Origin of the sequence: Amycolatopsis kentuckyensis (assembly GCF_002155975.1) — a bacterium.
GTDB classification, from domain to species: domain Bacteria; phylum Actinomycetota; class Actinomycetes; order Mycobacteriales; family Pseudonocardiaceae; genus Amycolatopsis; species Amycolatopsis kentuckyensis.
In genome coordinates, this window is the sequence record NZ_MUMI01000458.1 from 1 (window position 1) to 14,108 (window position 14,108).

The window sequence follows — 14,108 nt, forward strand, 5'->3', positions numbered from 1 at the left end:
CGGCTCGCGAGCCGGACCGGCCACAGTGGACACTCCGGATCGGTCTCCCGTTTATCCGGCGGCGGACTCCGATTTCCCGTGATATCCTGTCCGTGTTCGGACCACTCGATTACCGACAATCCCGCCCGGCCGGCGAGATCTGCCTCGATCCGACGTCTCCTCCGCGATTTCCGAAGCCTTCGCGCAGCCCTGACCCATGCCCGGTGTGACGCACGAGCCCGCTGTTCCACGCGAGCGTGCGCGTGGACCGATGTGAAGGGGAATGTCCATGAGTGACACAGTTCTGGCCCAGGCCGTCAACATCAACCCCGGCCTCGCCGCCATCGGGTACGGGCTGGGGGCGATCGGCCCCGGAATCGGCGTCGGCCTGATCTTCGCCGCCGTCATCAATGGTACCGCGCGGCAGCCGGAAGCGCGCGGGAAACTGCAGACGCTGGGGTACTCGACCTTCGTGTTGAGCGAAGTCCTCGCGTTGATCGGGGTCGTCGTGTATTTCATCGCGTCCAACCGGTGAATCTCCCTGCCCCGCACCCGGCGAATCCCGCCGGGCGCGGGGCAGGATCGTTCCGGCGCACCGTGGCCACTCCCGCACGCCACCTGCTGTCCGGCCACCTGAGCACGCCGGCGTCCCCGTTCCGGCTGCACCCCTGCTCGAAGCGGTCTACGCGGCCGGTGGCGAGCCGCTGCTGAGGCACCCCGCCGGGGTCTCGGCCTGACTGTCCATTGCGGACGGCATGCTGCTGCCCGGCGGCGGCGACCTGCACCCGGGCGGGACCAGGCCGCGTTCGACCTGGCCGCCTGGGCGCTGGAGGCCGGGCGGCCGCTGCCGGCGACCTGCCGCGGCGCGCAGGTCGCCAACGTGGCCCTCGGCGGACCACCGCGAGGCGATCGAGCTGCCGTCCGCGCGCGGCTGGTTCCTCGGGCTGCAGCGGAACCCGGAGGACACCGCCGCGACCGATCCCGCCCGGGCGGCGCTGTTCGGTGCGTTCGCCGCCGCGGCCGGTCAGCCGGCCTGAGGACCTTTCCCGGCCTTGTCCTCGACCGTCTGGACCATGGTCCGCAGGTCGTTGGTGATCGTCGTCAGCTTGCCGCCGCTGATCCGGGCGACCACCTCGGCCTCGGCAAGGCCGCCTATTTCGCTGCCGGCAGCAAACTTGACCTCAGCCGAGGTCCCAGTTGAGCATTCCTTCGTCGTTGACGGCGGCTGCACCGGATCCGGTACCGACGAGGCGTCCGGCGACGTCGTTGAGCATGTGGGTCACGCTGTGCCACTCGGCTGCGTAGGCGCCTTCGCTGGCGTACCAGTCCATGAGGCAGCCGTACCGTGCACCAGGTCGGGTGTCGACGCACAGCATTCCGCCGTCGACGGAGCGACAGACGGGGATCAGCGCCGTGCAGTACGGGAAGACGGATTCGCCGGCGGGCTTGTCGTGGCGGTTGTCGTCGGTGCAGCAGGTGGGATCGCGATATTCCCGCTGCCGAAGATATTCTTCCCGGACCCGGTGCACGGCAAGAGGTACGAAGTGGTGAGGGATCAGTGCGCCCGCCCGGTAGTCCTGCTCGTCGTCGATGCCGTCCATGGCCGCCCACCACGCGAGAAGGTCGGCGGGCGGTTCGGCGGGGAGCACGTTCAGCGCACGCTGCACTTCCGCGGCCGGCGCTGGAGGCCTGATCACCCGTGCCGTCGCAGGTGCGAGGTCCTGCAGCAGAGTGACGATCTGCTGCCACGTCGGTGTCACCGGCGCCGTCATCCCGGATCACCCATCCCAGTTCCGAGTGCGTGCTGTGGGTGTGCCCGCCGGGCACGCACACAGCCTATCCATCATCCCAACGACTTCGCCGCGTCAGGGCGTGATTGCGACGTAGAACCGCTCCTGGTCGTTCGGCTTCCACCCGCTCGGCGTACCGTCCACAGAGGACCCGACCCGGCTGCGGGCGACGATCTCGAGCTGATCGGCGGGACGCGGGCGGCTGTGCCGTGAGGTGATCCGCCGGGCCGAGGCACTGGCCTGACGGCCCCGAGCAAGCTCCGGCGGCAAGGGGACCGCTTCGGTCGATCGCCAACGCTGTGCGAGCATGCGGTGGTGGACAACCTGGCGGGCGCCACCGAAACGGCGGTCATCGTGCCGGTCCCGGCGGCGGACGCGGTGGTCGGAACCCACCGGCAGGCGCTGGACCATTCGGCGGTGTGGGGCGTTCCGGCCCACGTCACGGTCCTCTACCCGTTCCTCCCGCCCGGCCGGATCACCGCGGCGGTGGTCGGCGAACTGGCCGCCGCGGTGGCCGGGACCGGTGCCTTCGAGTGCGTGTTCTCGCGGATCGCGTGGTTCGGGCGGGAGGTGCTCTGGCTGGCCCCCGACCCGGCCGGGCCGTTCCGGGCGCTGACCGGGCGGGTGTGGCGCAGGTTCCCCGAGTGCCCACCGTACGGCGGAGAACATCCCGACGTGATCCCGCACCTGACGATCGGCGGCACCCGCCGGGCCGACGCCGCCGCGCTGGAGAGGGCGGCCGCCGAGGTGGCAGCGGAACTCCCGATCCGGGCCGGCGTCGACCGGGTGCGCCTGATCGCCGGCAGCGCGCACGCCGGCTCGTGGCGCACGGTCGCCGAGTTCGGGCTCTAGCTCGACCGCATCAGGATGAAGTCACCGTGGCCGCCGTAGCCGAGGACGTCCTCCGCGTACTGGGTCCCGTCGAACGTCGGCAGCCACCAGCGGGTGCCGATCTTCACCAGCATCGGGTGCGGGATGTTCGTGCCGTACGGTGCGTTCAGCGTTCCGAGCTTCCGCAGGCTCAAGTCGTACACCGGGTACTCCCGGGCATCGCCGTCGCTGGCGAAGACGTACCAGCGGCCGCCGACCCGCTGCAGGATCGTTCCCTCCGTCTGCTTCACCGACACGTCGGCGCCCAGCAGCGTCAGCCCTTCGTCGTAGTCCGCGCCGCGCGGGGCCGCCGCCAGGGCCGGGTGGAACACGAAGGCCGGTTGCTGGGCCGGGCTTTCGACGAACGCGAGGTGCCAGCGGCCGTCGATCTTCGTCAGGGCCGGGTCCCAGGAACTGACGCTCGTCGGCAGCGGCAGCCGTTCGGTGGGCAGGACGTGCACGCCCGACAGCACGTCGGCGCGGGTGACCGTGTGGCGCACGTGGACGCCGTTGAACGAGAAGTCGCCCCAGGAGCTCATCAGCAGGATGAACCGGTGGCCGTCGACGACGATCTGGCCCGCGTGGTCGCCGAGGACGACGCCGTCGCGCTCGAAGAACAGCGTCGCCACCTGCTCCAGCTTCGTCGGGTCCGCCAGGTCGAGCGTCCACACCGCCCAGTGCGCCTGCTGGAAGAACCCGAGACCGGCGTTGGTCATGGTCAGGTAGAGCTTGCCGTGGCGGATGTAGGGGCGGCCGTCGGCGTACTGGACGACGTGGGGGTCGCGGACGCCCGCCTGGCCGTAGTACCCGGCCCGGACCCGGCCGAGCCGGGCCGGCCCGCGGCTGCCGTAGGCGTAGCCCAGCCGGCCCAGCACCGCCGGGTCGCGCAGGTCGAGGCGCGCCCGGACCTGGTCGCGCTCGGTCAGCAGCGGCCGCCAGCCGGTGCCCTGGTCGGCCAGGACGGTGACCGCGTTTTCGTTGACCACCACGGCGAAGCCGAACGGCGCCCGCAGCTCCGCCGGCGCCGTCTTGACCACGGCGGTGCCGGCGGCCGTGGTGATCTCGATGCCCGCCCGGCCCGCGGCGGCGTCGTAGGTGCCGAGCACCGAGACCCCGGCCCCGGCCAGCCCGGCGACGACGGGCGCGCGGTCGTCGAGCACCTGCACGGTCACCGTCCCGTACGGGGCCTTCGGCCGGATGCCGGTCCGGACGAGCGCGCCGGACCGGGCGGGGGAGTCGAGCTGGACGAACTTCGGGGCGATCAGGTCGAACGGCCGGAACTGCTCGGCGACGGAGAACTTCAGGTCCAGCGGGCTCGTGCCGGCCGCTTCGGCGGTGCCGCCGAACAGGCTCGCGGTCACGCCGGTCACCCCCAGCGCGGTCAGGGCACGCAGCACGTCGCGTCGATCGAAGTCGGTCACCGGTGACCTCCGGAGTGGGGACGACGGGGGGTCCCAGTTTGCAACGTGGCATGCAACGTGGCAACCGCCGTCGGACCTCATTCCTCGACGAGGAACTCCAGCAGCTCGCCCGCCAGTTCCCCGGCCGGGTCCGCCCACTGCTGCCGCAGGGAGCGGAACAGGGCCGCCGCCCGGGTGCCCGGCCAGTCCGGCGGCAGCAGCGCGGGCGGCAGGACCGGGTCGCGGCGGATCAGCAGGAGCCATTCCGCCCCCAGCCGGATGCGGCAGGACAGCTCGTCGCCGAATTCGCCCGGCGCACCGCCGCTCCAGCGGCGGAGGAACTGCTCGTAACCGGCCGCGATCCGGGGCAGGTCCCAGGCTTCGCGGGCGATCCGCACCGGGTCGGTCCACATGAACGGTTCGGCGCGGAAGACCTCGGCGTGGTCGAGGAGGTCGAGTTCGGCCAGCGCCGGCGCGATGTCGGCGGCCGACGCCGAGACCCACAGCCCGCTGCGCAGCGGCCCGAACCCGAACCAGCCCAGCCGGGTGCGCAGGGCGTACCGGTCGGCGCGCCGGGTTTCCGGCACCGAGAACGTCAGCAGTGTCCACCGGCCGTCCCAGTGCCGGTCGACGACGTCGCCGTCGAGCCTGCGCTGCCCGTCGCGCAGCACCGCCGTGCCGTGCGCGGTCAGGCCCAGGAACGCCTGCCGCCCCCGGCGGACGGTGTGGAGCAGGTCGCGGCGGCTCATCCGGCTCAGCGTCGCCCGCGTCGCGTGTTCGCCGACGCCGAGCCGGTCGAGCGTGGCGATGACCCCGCCGGTCGACACGGCGATCCCGCGGTCCAGGACGTGATCACCGAACAGCGTCAGCAGCAGGGCCTCGGGCCGCACCCCCGGCGCGCCGTCGTCGGCCACCCGGCCGGCCGCTTCGAGCATGCGTCCCCCGCCTGATTCTTCACTGTTTGAACGACGATCATCAATCGTTTGTCCGGCATTTCGAGAGTATCACCGAGTTCGAAAGTTTCGGTATCCCGGAATACTCGATGAATTGTTGACGGTCGTTCTGAATCTGCCTAACCTCGGTCGCGAGGGGGATCGCCGACCGGAGGTCACCGATGAGTGGATTCAGAACGGCGTTCGTGACCATGGCCAGTACCCTGCTGCTGGCCGTCACCTCGGCCGTGGTCCCGGCCCCGGCGTCGGCCGCTTCGCTGGTGGAAGTGACCGGCTTCGGGAACAACCCGGGTGGGATGCGCATGCACGTCTACGTGCCGGACGCGCGGCCGGCCAACCCCGCGATCGTGGTCGCGATGCACGGGTGCGGCGGTTCGGGGCCCGGGTTCTACTCCGGCAGCGAATTCGCCTCGCTGGCCAACCGCTACGGGTTCCTCGTCATCTACCCCAGCGCCCAGCAGCAGGCCGGGTTCGGGAAGTGCTTCGACACCTGGTCGGACGCGGCGAAGCGCCGGGGCGGCGGCAGCGACCCGGTGTCGATCGTGTCGATGGTGACCTACGCCGAGCAGCACTACGGCGGCGACCCGAACCGCGTCTTCGCCACCGGCTCCTCCTCCGGCGGCATGATGACCAACGAGATGCTCGCACTCTACCCGGACGTGTTCAAGGCGGGCGCGGCGTTCATGGGCGTCCCCTTCAACTGCTTCGCGAACGCCGCGGACTTCCCGCCGTGGTCGAGCAAGTGCACCGGCAGCGGCGGCGCGAACCGCACGCCCCAGCAGTGGGGTGACGCGGTCCGCCAGGCCTACCCCGGCTACACCGGCGCCCGCCCGCGCGTCCAGCTGTGGCACGGCACCGCCGACACGCTCGTGCCGTACGCGCTGCTGCAGGAGGAAATCGAGCAGTGGACCAACGTCTTCGGCCTGAGCCAGACGCCGACGTCGTCCGACACCCCGCAGGCCGGCTGGAACCGCCGCCGCTTCGCCGACAAGGTCGAGGCCTACAGCATCCAGGGCGCCGGGCACAGCCTGCCCTCGACCGGCATGGCCGCCGCCGCGATCGCTTTCTTCGGCTTGGGCGGGTGAGCGTTCAGGCGGTGAGGACCTTCAGCGCGGCGGCGTGCACGCCGGGCGCGGCGGCGAGGTAGCCCGTGCTCGTCAGGTCCCAAGGCCCGCCGTCGAGGTCCGTGACGACGCCGCCGGCTTCCTGCACCAGCAGGACGCCGGCGGCGTGCGACCGGACGTTGTCGAACTGCCAGTGCAGGTCCATCCGGCCCGCGGCGACCTGCGCGAGCTGGTGCGTCACCGGCACCGAGATCCGCACGTACAGCGCCGCTTCCGACATCGCGGTGAACGACCGTCCCAGCTCCTCGAGGAAGCCGTGGCCGGGCTGGGCCTGGCCGGTGCCGGCGAGTGCGCCGTCCAGCGCCGTCTTGGCCGAGACCCGCAGCCGTTCGCCGTCGAGGTGCGCCCCGCCGCCTTCGGTGGCGGTGAACAGCTCGCCGAGCACCGGGAAGGACAGCACCGCCAGCACCGGACGGCCGTCGCGGACGAGGCTCACGCCGACGTTCCAGTCGGGCATCCCGTGCACGGCGTTGACGTTGCCGCCCATGGGGTCGACCAGCCACCACTCGCCCCCGGGCAGCGGCCCGGATCCGTGTTCGTCGTCGAGCCAGCGCGCTTCCGGCCGGATGGCGGCCAGGGCCGGCCGGAGGACGTCGGCGACGGCGGAGTCGTTGGCGTGCAGGCTGTGCAGCAACTCGGTCAGCCCGCGCTGGCGGGACGCGGGGGAGTAGCGCTCCAGCATCCGGTCCCCGGCGGCGCGGACGGCGGCGGTGGTGGCGGCGAGCAGGTCCTGGCTCATGACTTCTCCTGTGCGGGTTTCCGGGTGTGGTTGTCTTGCGTTCGTGCAACTCGACTTGAACCTGCTCACGGTGCTGGACGCGCTGCTCGAAGAGGGCAGCGTGATGGGCGCGGCCGAGCGGCTGCACCTGTCCTCACCCGCGGTCAGCCGCACCCTCGGCCGGCTCCGCGCGGTGACCGGCGACGACATCCTGGTCCGCACCGGCCACGCGATGGTGCCCACGCCGTACGCGGCGGCCGTCCGCGAAGACGTGCACCGGCTGGTCCGGCAGGCCCGGGAGGTCCTGCAGCCGGCCCGCGAGCTGAACCTCGCCGGACTGGACCGCACGTTCACGATCCAGTGCCACGACGCGCTCGCGACGTCGGTGGTCCCGGTCCTGGCCGGCCGGCTCCAGGACCAGGCGCCGGGAGTGCAGTTGCGGGTGCTGGCGGAGCACTCGGCCGACACGGACGACCTGCGGCACGGCCGCGTCGACGTGGAACTGGGTGGCGCCCGGCCGCAGCTGCCCGAGTTCCGGTCCGAAGTGCTCGGACGCGACTGCCTGGTGGTGGCGATGCGCCCGGGCCACCCGGCGGCCGGAGGTCTCGATCTGCGGTCGTTCGCGGCCCATCCGCACGTCCTGGTCTCCCGCCGCGGGCGGCTCACCGCGCCGATCGACGACGTGCTGGCCGCCGAGGGGCTGCGCCGCCGGGTGATCGCGTCGGTGGCGACGCTCGCGACGGCGTTGCGGCTGGCGGCGCGGAGTGACGCGCTGGTCAGCTGCACGGCGGTGCTCGGCCGTCCGCTGATCGACGCGTTCGGGCTGATCACCCGCCCGCTCCCGGCGGAGGCACCGGAGGCGGAGATCTGCGGCACGTGGCACCAGCGCTACGACTCCGACCCGGCCCACGCCTGGTTCCGCGGCCAGGTCCGGGCGGCGCTGGACGAGATCACCGCCTAGCGCGGCGGGGTGGTCACTCCGGCAGCGGCAGCGCGATCGTGCCCGCGAACCGAGGTGTCTCGGCCTCGTCGAGCATCGCCGCGGCGACGGTGGCCCGGCTGATCACCGCCTGGAAATCCAGCGGTGGCCCGGCTTCCAGGGCGACCGTGCGCCGCCGCGGGCTTTCCGGGCCGTCGGCGAGCAGGCCCGCGTGGAACACCGTGCCGCCGGCCGCCAGGATCGTCCCGTCGGCCGCCACCTTGTCGCCGAGCCGCTCACCCAGGAGCTTCCCCAGCGCACCGGCGGCGTCGCCGGCCACCGGCGCCGACTCGCCCGTGCCGTAGGCCCCGAGCCAGATGATCCGCGCCGGCCCGGCCGCGACCACCGCCTTCGCGCCCGCCAGCAGCACCCCCGCCCGGTCCGTCCCGAGTCCGGAAAGGACAGTCGAACCGGCGGCGACGACCATGCTCGCCGGATCTTCGACGTCTCCCGCCACTTTGCGCAACCGGGCCGACGAGGGAACGTCGATACGACCGGGATCCCGGGCGACCGCGGTGACGGTGTGCCCGCGCCGCAAGGCTTCCCGGGTGAGGGCGAGTCCGGTCCGGCCGGACGCCCCGAGGACGGTGAGGTTCATGCCGACCACGCTAGGGACGCCGGCCCATAACATCAAATGCAAGTTCGGAAAGAAATGATTTACCGAGACGCAAGAGGGGCGGCCGCGACCCCGGCCGCCCCTCTTGCCTCAGTGGCGGTCCGAGCCGGTGAGCGGCGCCGGGGTGTAACGCAGGTAGCGGCCCGGCGCTCCGAGCTCGGCCGCGGCCGCGTTGAGGCGCTCCGGCCGGAGGTCGGGCCAGCGCCCGGTCTCGATGCGGGATTCCAGGGCGTGCAGCGCCGCCAGGGTCTCCGCCGGCCGGAACGCGCAGTGCCCGGCCGCGTCGACGTAAGCCTGCCGCAGCAACGGTTCCCGCCCCGCCGCGCGGACCCGGTGGGCGTACCAGTTCTCCTGCTCGACCGGGACCAGGTGATCCGCGGTCGTGTGGATGGCCAGCGACGGGACGCGCAGCCGCCCGGTCGCCGTGGACGTGCGGGCGAGCGTCCCGACGGCCTGCGGATCCGGCGTGACGTCCGCGTGGCGGGTCAGCTCGGCCAGGTCGGTGTCGAGGTCGAGCCCCGCGGTGCGGTACAGCGCGCGGACCTGCCGTGCCAGCGGGCTGCCGGACAGCAGGGCCCGGTAGTCGACCCCGCGGTTGGCCGCGCTGTTCCCGCCGGCCGCCAGTTCGATCTGGTAGCGGCCGGACACCACGAACCCGAGCACGAACTGCGCCAGGGCCTGCTGCTGTTGCTGTTCCTGGCCCGCGTAGTCGGCGGGCCCGGGCGGGGCGTCGCCGGTCAGCCACGGCGGCATGTTCATCAGCGCCGCGCCGAGGGCGATCCGGGCCCGGCCGGCCGCGGTGCCCTGCGCGTCGGTGACGAGCTTCGTCAGCGCCGCGCCCGCCGCGCTCGCTTCCGCGGCGCTCGCGTACCGGACCAGCTTCACCGGCTGGGCCGGGGCGAGCAGGCGCGACAGCGCGTATTCGCCGTCGAGCTGGTAGTTGTTCAGGTTCAGCGCACCCGCGACCAGGCCGCACGTGGTCAGCGCGCCGTCGAGCCGGTGGTTGCCGGACTCGGCTTCGAGGGCGCTGACCAGCCCGCCCATCGACGTGCCCCACGCGATGGTGCGGCGGGGCTCGCCGATCTTCCGGACGAGTTCGCCGAGCGAGGCGAACTGGTCCCGCGGGGCGGAGGCGAGCGCCCACCACGACGGTCCGCTGTAGGACGAGCCGATCAGCGCGTAACCGGCCGCGAGCAGGGCCTGCCCGGTCGGCTCGTCGGGTGCGTTGCGCGCTTCCAGGGGGCCGAAGCCGTGGCTGTAGAGGATGACGGTGCCGTTCCAGGAAGCCGGCACGTCCGCCACCCAGCTCGCGCCGTCGGGCAGCTGCCCGGTGTAGTGCGCGGGGGTGGCGGCCTGTGCCGGACTTGCCGTGGTGAGGCCGAACGCGGTCAGCGTCGTCGCGACGAGGGCGCCGACCCGGCGGAGCCACCTGCTCATCCTCGGTGTCCTTCCGGTTGGGCGGCCGCGGGAACACCCGGTTCGGGGGTGAGGTCGCGGCGGTGGGTCTCCCGCAGCGCCAGCATGCAGACGGCGGACAGGAGGCAGAACGCGGCGATGGTCCACGACACCGGCGTGGTCGACCCGCCGCCGTTGGCGCGCTGGAGCTCGGCGAAGATCAGCGGGGCGAATCCGGCGCCGAGCCCGGCGAGCTGGTAGCCCAGCGACGCGCCGGTGTACCGGCTTTCGGTGTCGAACAGCTCGGAGTACAGGGCGGCCAGCGGCCCGTACATCATCGGGTGGATCACGCCCTGGCCGATCACCAGCGCCAGGACCAGCAGCAGCCCGCTGCCGCTGCGGACCATCGGGAACAGCAGGAAGCCGAACACCGCCATCGCGGCCACCCCGGCGAGGACGACCGGGCGGCGGCCGATCCGGTCGGACAGCGCCGACCACAGCAGGATGCCTGCCACCGCGCACGCCGAGGAGAGGGTCAGCGCGTTGAGCACCTCCTGCCGCGGGTGCCCGTGCTGGACGCCGTAGGCGAGCACGAACGTGGTCAGCGTGGCCTGGACGACGAACGCGGCGAGCCCGACGCCGACGCCCAGGAGCAGCACGCGCGGGTGGTCCCGCAGCACGGCGACGATCGGGAGCCGCCGGCGTTCTTCCTTGCGGGCGGCCAGGAACGCCGGCGTCTCGTCGACGCGGGAGCGCACGAACAGGCCGATCGCGAGCAGCACGATGCTGAGCAGGAACGGGATCCGCCAGCCCCAGGCGAGGAAGTCGGCCTCGGAGGTCAGCGCGGCGGTGCCGGACATGGCGAGCGTCGACACGACCATGCCGCTCGGCGCGCCCGCGTTGGTGAAGCCGGCCCACAGGCCGCGGCGCGTCCGCGCGTGTTCGGCGGACATCAGTACCGCGCCGCCCCACTCGCCGCCGACCGCGATGCCCTGGACGACGCGGAGCAGGACCAGGCCGATCGGGGCCGCCGGGCCGATCTGGGCGTAGCCGGGGAGCAGGCCGATGAGGAAGCTCGCGACGCCCATCAGGGTCATGGTCAGCACGAGCATCCGCTTGCGGCCCAGGCGGTCGCCGAAGTGGCCGAAGATCAGGCCGCCGAGCGGGCGGGCGAGGTAGCCGGTGGTGAACGTGCCGAAGCTGGCGACCGTGGCCAGTGCCGGATCGAGGTCGGCGAAGAAGACCTTGCCGAAGACCACCGCGCTCGCCGTGGCGTAGAGGAGGAAGTCGTAGTACTCGATGAGACTGCCGAGGAAGCTGGACGCGACCGCTCTGCGGAGCTGAGTGCTCATGGGGTTCACCCTCGTCTTCGGGGGCGGGGCACTGCGGAGGACAGGTTCGTCCGCGTGCGGACGACGGGGGAGCGGGCCCCAACGTTAGTCAGGGGTATGACGGCCGTCAATATTCTGCACAACATCAAGTGGCGGCGACCCGGGTTACGCTGACGTCCGTGACGCACTCCGCCGAGACCGGCTCCGGGCCCCGCCCGAAGTCCGTCATGCTCACGTTCCTGGGCATCCACCTGCTCGGCCGGGCGAGCGCGATCTACTCGGGCAGCGTGATCGACGTGTTCGGCCGCGTCGGCGTCTCGGAGGAGGCGGTCCGCTCGACGCTGACCCGCATGGCGGGCACCGGGCTGCTGACCCGGCACCGGCACGGGCGGAAGGTCTACTTCGGTCTCAGCGAGCGGCTCGCCGCGGTCCTCGAGGACGGCCGGCGGCGGATCTGGGAGACCGGCGCGGTCAACCGGGCCGAGGACGGCGCCTGGACCCTGGTCGGCTTCTCCCTGCCCGACACCCGCCGCGGCGACCGCCACGACCTGCGCCGGCAACTGACCTGGGCGGGATTCGGCCTGCTGCAGAACGGGTTGTGGGTGGCCCCCGGCGTCCGGGACGTCACGGTCATCGTCGAGCAGCTCGGCGTCGACGGGCACGTCACGGTCTTCACGGCGCACCCGGCGAAGCCGACGGAAGCGGCCGAGCTCGTCCGCAAGGCGTTCGACACGGCGACGATCGCCTCGCGCTACCACGACTTCATGGAGAAGTGGGACGGCGGGAAGCCGTCGTTCCCGGACGACCTCACGCGCCGGTTGATGCTGCACTCGGACTGGCTGCACGTCGTCCGCCGGGACCCGCACCTGCCGGCCGGCCACCTGCCGGGGGACTGGCCCGCGATCCAGGCCGAGACGCTGTTCCGCAAGCTGGACGCGGACTTCCGCGAGGGCGCGGACCGGCTGGCCGGCGAGACGCTGGAACTGATGCCGACCACCGGCGGATAGGCCGCCGGCTTTCGTGTCCGGTCCATTGTGGTCACGCGGTGCGTTTCCGGAGCACGAACTCGGTGACCCGGTTCATCGTCCGGAAATTGTCGAGATCGAGGTCGGCCACCGCGACTTCGATGCCGAACCGGCGTTCGATGTGCGTCACCAGTTTCAGGGCCAGCAGCGAATTCACCAGCCCCAGCGCGAAATAGTCTTCGTCCGGGCCGGGGGTGTTCCCGGCTGTCGCGGTGGCGAAGAACCCGGTCAGTTCGGCCAGGATTTCCTCGCCGGTGACGTCCGCGTCCGCCGGCTGCCGGCCTGTCACACGCCCTCCCTGGGCCGATGCCCCCGTTCGAAGCTAACACGGTCCGCGGCGCACCGACGGCTCCGAACGGCGTAATTGCTTTATGTGTCCGCAATGGACGATCAATTTCTCTTGTGGTCGGCGGCAATTATGGACAGTGACGATCGATCCCTCGATCGGCGGCTTGCCGACGGCAGGAACCCACTGGAAGTATCCGGAGTTCGTGACCGCCGGGATTTCCGGCATCGTGCACGGGGAATTCTGGGGATGACTGGATCATCGAGCAGCGTGGGTGACCTGCTGGCCCACCGGGCGGCGCGCACTCCGGCGGAAACCGCGGTCGTCTGCGGCCGGACCCGGTTGAGCTACGCGGAACTGGCGGCCCGCAGCGACGAAGTGGCGGCGCGCCTGGCCGACGGCGGCGCGGGTCCGGAGACCCGCGTCGGGCTCCTGGTCGAGCGCGGGGCCGACATGGTGGTGGCGCTGTTCGGCGTGCTGAAGGCGGGGGCGGCGTACGTGCCGCTGGATCCGGCGCACCCGGCGCGGCACCGGGCTTCGCTGGTGGCGGACGCGGGGGTCACGCTGGTGCTGACCCGGCCGGAACTGGCCGGGGACCTGCCACCCGGATGCGTACCGGTGTTCCTGACGAGCGGCGACCGCCCGCCGGCCGTTCCCCGGCCGCGGATCCGGCCCGACAACCTCGCCTACGTGCTCTACACCTCCGGCTCCACCGGCCGGCCGCGCGGTGTCCTCGGCACCCACCGCGGTCTCCTCGCCCTGTTCGCCGCCCACCGCGACGGCCTCTTCGCGACCGCGGGCGAGCGGCTGCGGGTGGCGCACACCGCCGCCCTGTCGTTCGATGCGTCCTGGGTCCCGCTCCTGTGGATGCTCGCCGGGCACGAACTGCACGTCCTGGACCGCCTCGACCCGCGGGAGACGGTCGCCGCGCTGGCCGGATCGCGGATCGACGTGCTCGACGTGACCCCCTCCCACCTCCGGATGCTCCTCCTGGCCGGCCTGCTGGACGGCCCCGCGCGGCCGCGCATCGTCGTGACCGGGGGCGAGCCCGTCGATCCGGACCTCGGGGCGGTCCTGACCGCCGCCGGGGTCGTGGTCCGGAACGCCTACGGCACGACCGAGACCACAGTGGACAGTCTCGTGGGTGACACGGTGCCCGCAGGCCGCGCGGTGCTCGGACGACCCCTCGCAGGAACCCGCGCCCAGGTACTGGACGCCGGGTTGCGGCCGGCGGCGGCGGGAGAGCTCTGCCTGTCGGGGGAAAGCCTCGCCCGCGGCTACCTCGGCCGGCCCGGCGCCACCGCGGCGGCGTTCGTCGCGGATCCGGCCGGGCCGCCCGGCTCGCGGATGTACCGCACGGGTGACCACGTCCGCCACCGGGAGGACGGCCTGCTGGACTTCCTCGGCCGCGCCGACGACCAGGTCAAGATCCGCGGCATCCGCGTCGACCCGGCCGAGGCCGAAGCGGCCCTGCTGAGCCATCCCGGGCTGGCCGCCGCGGCGGTCGTGGCTCGCCGCAATGGCCGCGAGGACCAGTTGGTCGCGTACATCGTGCCGAAGACGGCGCCGGTGGCCGGGTCGGAGAGCGCGCCGGTGGCCGGGCCGGAGAGCGCGCCGGTGGCCGGGTCGGAGAGCGCGCCGG

The 14,108-nt window shown here is 72.6% G+C and carries 14 protein-coding genes and 1 pseudogene; 7 read left to right on the forward strand and 8 right to left on the reverse strand.

The window, feature by feature from the left end; all coding sequences use genetic code 11:
• Positions 1 to 268: 268 nt before the first annotated feature.
• Together CCN39_RS36665 and CCN39_RS53110 are read left to right on the forward strand one after the other, a co-directional pair.
• Entirely contained in the window at positions 269 to 514 is a 246-nt protein-coding gene (locus CCN39_RS36665) for an ATP synthase subunit c family protein (RefSeq protein WP_086849931.1), read from the forward strand.
• Between the two features lie 198 nt (positions 515 to 712).
• Positions 713 to 814 (forward strand): annotated as a pseudogene (locus tag CCN39_RS53110) (hypothetical protein); the annotation flags it as partial.
• Positions 815 to 1,160: 346 nt separating this feature from the next.
• On the opposite strand, the gene CCN39_RS36675 reads toward CCN39_RS53110, so the two are convergent.
• Positions 1,161 to 1,751: an SMI1/KNR4 family protein gene (locus CCN39_RS36675; protein WP_086849933.1), complete on the reverse strand. Its 591-nt coding sequence runs from the start codon at positions 1,749 to 1,751 to the stop codon at positions 1,161 to 1,163.
• Positions 1,752 to 2,084: 333 nt separating this feature from the next.
• On the opposite strand from CCN39_RS36675, the gene CCN39_RS36680 reads away from it, so the two are divergent.
• A complete protein-coding gene (locus CCN39_RS36680) occupies positions 2,085 to 2,621 on the forward strand; it encodes a 2'-5' RNA ligase family protein (RefSeq protein WP_244211162.1) in 537 nt (178 codons plus the stop codon).
• Here the strand turns inward: CCN39_RS36680 and CCN39_RS36685 are convergent.
• Positions 2,618 to 4,060: a hypothetical protein gene (locus CCN39_RS36685; protein WP_086849937.1), complete on the reverse strand. Its 1,443-nt coding sequence runs from the start codon at positions 4,058 to 4,060 to the stop codon at positions 2,618 to 2,620. The two genes, CCN39_RS36680 and CCN39_RS36685, sit on opposite strands and share 4 nt — an antisense overlap.
• A 77-nt stretch (positions 4,061 to 4,137) precedes the next feature.
• A complete protein-coding gene (locus tag CCN39_RS36690; protein ID WP_086849939.1) occupies positions 4,138 to 4,974 on the reverse strand; it encodes a PaaX family transcriptional regulator in 837 nt (278 codons plus the stop codon).
• Between the two features lie 179 nt (positions 4,975 to 5,153).
• Here CCN39_RS36690 and CCN39_RS36695 point away from each other — a divergent pair, with 179 nt between their 5' ends.
• Positions 5,154 to 6,077, forward strand: coding sequence for an extracellular catalytic domain type 1 short-chain-length polyhydroxyalkanoate depolymerase (locus CCN39_RS36695; RefSeq protein WP_208630546.1), 924 nt, complete (start codon positions 5,154 to 5,156; stop codon positions 6,075 to 6,077).
• A 4-nt stretch (positions 6,078 to 6,081) separates the two neighbouring features.
• Here CCN39_RS36695 and CCN39_RS36700 read toward each other — a convergent pair whose 3' ends face one another.
• The gene (locus CCN39_RS36700) at positions 6,082 to 6,855 is read right to left on the reverse strand and encodes an inositol monophosphatase family protein (RefSeq protein ID WP_086849941.1); all 774 of its coding nucleotides are present in this window, start codon (positions 6,853 to 6,855) and stop codon (positions 6,082 to 6,084) included.
• A gap of 43 nt (positions 6,856 to 6,898) precedes the next feature.
• Between CCN39_RS36700 and CCN39_RS36705 the strand changes: the two genes are divergently transcribed.
• The gene (locus CCN39_RS36705; RefSeq protein WP_086849943.1) at positions 6,899 to 7,795 is read left to right on the forward strand and encodes a LysR family transcriptional regulator; all 897 of its coding nucleotides are present in this window, start codon (positions 6,899 to 6,901) and stop codon (positions 7,793 to 7,795) included.
• 13 nt (positions 7,796 to 7,808) lie between these two features.
• Here CCN39_RS36705 and CCN39_RS36710 read toward each other — a convergent pair whose 3' ends face one another.
• From CCN39_RS36710 to CCN39_RS36720, 3 genes are all read right to left on the reverse strand, one after another.
• The gene (locus CCN39_RS36710) at positions 7,809 to 8,411 is read right to left on the reverse strand and encodes an NAD(P)-dependent oxidoreductase (RefSeq protein WP_167455289.1); all 603 of its coding nucleotides are present in this window, start codon (positions 8,409 to 8,411) and stop codon (positions 7,809 to 7,811) included.
• Positions 8,412 to 8,519: 108 nt separating this feature from the next.
• Positions 8,520 to 9,866, reverse strand: a complete 1,347-nt coding sequence (locus CCN39_RS36715) for an alpha/beta hydrolase (RefSeq protein ID WP_086849947.1) — start codon at positions 9,864 to 9,866, stop codon at positions 8,520 to 8,522.
• A complete protein-coding gene (locus tag CCN39_RS36720; RefSeq protein WP_167455290.1) occupies positions 9,863 to 11,176 on the reverse strand; it encodes an MFS transporter in 1,314 nt (437 codons plus the stop codon). The genes CCN39_RS36715 and CCN39_RS36720 overlap by 4 nt, the downstream gene beginning before the upstream one ends.
• A 158-nt stretch (positions 11,177 to 11,334) precedes the next feature.
• On the opposite strand from CCN39_RS36720, the gene CCN39_RS36725 reads away from it, so the two are divergent.
• On the forward strand, positions 11,335 to 12,162 hold the full coding sequence (locus CCN39_RS36725; protein ID WP_086849955.1) for a PaaX family transcriptional regulator: 828 nt from the start codon (positions 11,335 to 11,337) through the stop codon (positions 12,160 to 12,162).
• A 31-nt stretch (positions 12,163 to 12,193) separates the two neighbouring features.
• On the opposite strand, the gene CCN39_RS36730 is transcribed toward CCN39_RS36725, so the two are convergent.
• Positions 12,194 to 12,469: an acyl carrier protein gene (locus CCN39_RS36730; RefSeq protein ID WP_086849952.1), complete on the reverse strand. Its 276-nt coding sequence runs from the start codon at positions 12,467 to 12,469 to the stop codon at positions 12,194 to 12,196.
• Between the two features lie 246 nt (positions 12,470 to 12,715).
• On the opposite strand from CCN39_RS36730, the gene CCN39_RS36735 reads away from it, so the two are divergent.
• A partial coding sequence (locus CCN39_RS36735) for an amino acid adenylation domain-containing protein (RefSeq protein ID WP_143264283.1) occupies positions 12,716 to 14,108 on the forward strand: 1,393 nt, incomplete at its 3' end.

Excerpts from the sequence above, each read along its gene's own strand:
- CCN39_RS36665 (WP_086849931.1), top strand. The coding sequence starts at position 269 with ATGAGTGACACAGTTCTGGCCCAGGCCGTCAACATCAACCCCGGCCTC.
- CCN39_RS36675 (WP_086849933.1), bottom strand. The coding sequence starts at position 1,751 with ATGACGGCGCCGGTGACACCGACGTGGCAGCAGATCGTCACTCTGCTG.
- CCN39_RS36690 (WP_086849939.1), bottom strand. The coding sequence starts at position 4,974 with ATGCTCGAAGCGGCCGGCCGGGTGGCCGACGACGGCGCGCCGGGGGTG.
- CCN39_RS36695 (WP_208630546.1), top strand. The coding sequence starts at position 5,154 with ATGAGTGGATTCAGAACGGCGTTCGTGACCATGGCCAGTACCCTGCTG.
- CCN39_RS36700 (WP_086849941.1), bottom strand. The coding sequence starts at position 6,855 with ATGAGCCAGGACCTGCTCGCCGCCACCACCGCCGCCGTCCGCGCCGCC.
- CCN39_RS36710 (WP_167455289.1), bottom strand. The coding sequence starts at position 8,411 with ATGAACCTCACCGTCCTCGGGGCGTCCGGCCGGACCGGACTCGCCCTC.
- CCN39_RS36715 (WP_086849947.1), bottom strand. The coding sequence starts at position 9,866 with ATGAGCAGGTGGCTCCGCCGGGTCGGCGCCCTCGTCGCGACGACGCTG.
- CCN39_RS36720 (WP_167455290.1), bottom strand. The coding sequence starts at position 11,176 with ATGAGCACTCAGCTCCGCAGAGCGGTCGCGTCCAGCTTCCTCGGCAGT.